The 3,388-nt window shown below is 68.7% G+C and carries 2 protein-coding genes and 1 pseudogene; all 3 read left to right on the forward strand.

From position 1 onward, the window contains the following. Window positions 1–147 precede the first annotated feature (147 nt). Window positions 148–1,425 carry an IS701 family transposase gene (locus tag ACIBJF_RS52680; protein ID WP_399185004.1) on the forward strand — a complete coding sequence of 426 codons (1,278 nt, stop codon included), beginning with the start codon at window positions 148–150 and terminating at the stop codon, window positions 1,423–1,425. A gap of 365 nt (window positions 1,426–1,790) precedes the next feature. After that, on the forward strand, window positions 1,791–2,825 hold the full coding sequence (locus ACIBJF_RS52685; protein ID WP_399185005.1) for a glycoside hydrolase family 15 protein: 1,035 nt from the start codon (window positions 1,791–1,793) through the stop codon (window positions 2,823–2,825). 59 nt (window positions 2,826–2,884) lie between these two features. Beyond that, window positions 2,885–3,388 (forward strand): annotated as a pseudogene (locus ACIBJF_RS52690) (RNA-guided endonuclease TnpB family protein); the annotation flags it as partial.

Consider the following 3,388-nt stretch of genomic DNA (forward strand, 5'->3'; position numbering starts at 1 on the left):
TTGTAGAAGCTGGAGCGGTGCACGTCGAGCACCTGGCACAGCCGCTTGACCGGGTAGGTCTCGCAGTGGTCCTCGATGAACTGGCAGCGGCCTAGTAGGACTCCGTTAGGTCTGTCTGCCTGCAGTGTTCAGGGGCATGAGGACTGTGTGGACGCACATGAAGTCAATCGTGTTCGGGCGACGTTGGCGTTATTCGTGGCGGATGTGTTCGCCTCGGTGCCGCGCAAGGACCAGCGGGCCAAGAGCGACTGCTATCTGCGGGGACTGATGACGGACGGTCGCCGCAAGTCCATCCAGGCCATGGCCTCGCGGCTGCCGGACGGCAACGAGCAGAACCTGCAGCAGTTCGTGAACCAGTCCACCTGGGATCCGGTGCCGGTGCGTCGGCGGATCGCGGAGCGGATGGTGCCGCAGATCGGCCCGGACGCCTGGGCGGTCGATGACGTCTCGTTCCCCAAGGACGGAAGGATGTCGGTCGGTGTCGCCCACCAGTACTGCGGTGCGCTGGGCAAGCAGGCCAACTGCCAGGTCGCCGTCAGCGTGCATGCGGTCTCCGACTCGGCCTCGTGCCCGCTGAACTGGCGGCTGTTCCTGCCCCAGGAGTGGGCGGATGACCCCGTGCGGCGCCGGCGTACCAGCGTGCCCGAGGCCGTCGGGCACCGGGAGAAGTGGCGGCTGGCCTTGGACGCCCTGGATGAACTGGCCGGATGGGGACTGGTGCCGCCGGTCGTGGTGGCCGATGCCGGCTACGGCCAGAACGCCGACTTCCGCGCCTGCCTGGCCGCGCGGCACATCGCGTACGTGGTCGGCATCCGCGGCGACATCACCGTCCACCCGCATGACGTAGTTCCCGCCGCCGCGGCGTGGTCCGGCAACGGTCGTCCGCCGCTGCCCCGTTACCGGCAGCCACCGGTGACGGTGGCCAACCTGGCAGCGGCCGCCGGACGGGAAGCCTTCACCGAGGTGACCTGGCGGGAAGGCTCCCGGGGCCCGATGACCTCACGCTTCCTCACGATGTGGGTCCGGCCGGCCGGGGTGCGCTCGCGCCGGCTGGCCCAGGCAGCCGCAGTGGCCGAGCACGGCCGGTGGGACGGTGTCCTGCCCCAGGTACGGCTGCTGGCCGAATGGCCCGACGGCGAGGACGAACCGACCCGGTTCTGGCTGTCCGACCTGCCCGACGACACACCGATCCCGGAGCTGGTCCGGCTGGCAAAGATCCGCTGGCGCATCGAGCACGACTACCGCGAACTCAAGCACGGCCTGGGCCTGGACCACTTCGAAGGCCGCTCCTGGAACGGCTGGCACCACCACGCCACCCTGGTCACAGCCGCCCATGCCTTCCTCACCGAGCAGCGGCTGGCCCCAAAAGCCGATACAGCGGACTCACCCTCTACCAGATCCTCGACACCCTCCAGGACCTGCTGAACTGCTGGACCGGCACCTGCACCACCTGCCACCAACCCCTGCCCAGCAGGACCACACCAAGATCAAGACAGACCTAACGGAGTCCTACTAGCCGGATGCTTCTGCCGCAGGTCGCCCCGCGAATCGCTCACATACGAAACCAAGAGCAGCTCAACTGCATTCGCCTCCACGGGTAGCAGAGGCGAAGGACGGAACGCGCCGCATCCCTGGTACGTTTCGGCGTTCAACGTTGCGAGTGAATGGAAACGGCGTGCCACTGCACGTTGCCGTGTCCCGCGGTCACCGGCTGCACTTGCTGCCGCAGGGAGCACACGCTGAGAATTGAGGGGCCGGCCGTGGTGGCGTCCACTCGCACCGTGTCCGCCATGAGACTGGATGGGCCCGGGGGCTTCCAGGCGTGGCCGCGGTGTCTGCTCGTGCGAGCAGGGAGTACCGCTGAAGTGACCTGTACGCCGATCGCCGACTACGCTCTGCTGTCCGACTGCCAGACCCCAGCGCTGGTGAGCCGGGATGGATCGGTGGACTGGCTGTGCTTGCCTCACTTCGATTCCCGTGCGGTGTTCGCCCGTCTGCTGGGAGAGGAAGCGGGCCACTGGTCCATCCGTCCACGGGGGTCGTTCCTCAGCCGTCGCGCTTATGTGGAGCGGTCATTGGTGCTGCGGACCGAGTTTTGCGCCCCGTCGGGCACGGTGGCTGTGGTCGATGCTTTGGCCAGCGGGCCCAGTGCGGACGGCCACGACCTTGGAAGCCGGGCGGAGCACCTTCTGCTGCGCGTTGTGGAGGGCATGGAAGGGGAGGTGGAGGTCGAGGTGGAGTTCGCGCCCCGGCCCGACTACGGCTTGCTGCGTCCGCTGCTGTTCCCGGTGAAAGGGGGGCTGCGCTGCCATGGCGGCCCGGACACGCTGGGCCTGGCCTCGCCGGTGTCCTTCGAGGTCACCGACAGGGCGAAGGCTCGGTTCACGGTGCGCGCGGGAGAGAGGGTGCCGTTCGCTGTGCAGCACGTCCCCGCAGGCCGGACGGCACCGCTGTGGCCGGCGGGGGAGATCCTGGCCCGACTGGACGAGACGGTGGGTGCGTGGCAGGCGTGGTCGGACCAGCACCAGGTCTACCGGGGGATGTGGCAGGAAGAGGTGCACCACAGCGGTCGGGTATTGCAGGCGCTGACCTTCCGGCCGACGGGAGCGGTGGTGGCGGCCCCTACGACGTCGCTGCCGGAGGAGGTGGGCGGTGTTCGCAACTGGGACTACCGGTTCACGTGGGTGCGCGATGCTGCGTTCACCGGGTTCCTCCGAGGATGCCCCGGCCTTTCAGGCCGGGGAGGAATCGGACTCCTGCGGAGCAGGGCAGGGATGGCCGGATCGCCGTCAGGGCGATCCGGCGTCCGCCCCGCACGGCGGTGATGCCGCCCACGATGATCGAGAGCTCTCAACTGTCAGTGGCCTCGGGTAGGTTCGGATGCATGACGACAGAGGCAGCGACGAAGGACACCGGGCATGCCCGGTACACCTTCCGTGTGCGCCTGTCGGCTACCGCGCGGCGGGCACTCGAGGCGGAGTGGGATCGCTGCCGGTGGCTCTGGAATGAGTGCGTCGCGAAGTCCCAGCAGGTGCACGCGCAGAGCCGGGCGACGGGCGAGAAGGTGACCTGTGGTCCGGGGCAGTTGGACAAGATGCTGACCGAGGCACGCAGGGCGACGCCCTGGCTCGCTGAGGGCGCGAGCGTGCCTCAGCAGCAGGTGATTCGGGACTTCGCCAGGTCGAGGGCGAAGGCGCTGAAGGACATCGGGGACCGGTTGCCGCAGCAGCGCCGGGCCGGGATGCCCCGCTTCAAGAAGAAGCGGGAGGCGCGGCCCAGCCTGAACTACACCAGGCGCGGTTTCCGCCTCAGGGACGGCCGCCTGCACCTTGCGGGCCAGATCGTGCTGAGGGTGGTGTGGTCGCGGGACCTTCCGGCCGACCCGTCG

Origin of the sequence: Streptomyces sp. NPDC050743, from assembly GCF_044456925.1 — a bacterium.
Classification (GTDB): domain Bacteria; phylum Actinomycetota; class Actinomycetes; order Streptomycetales; family Streptomycetaceae; genus Streptomyces.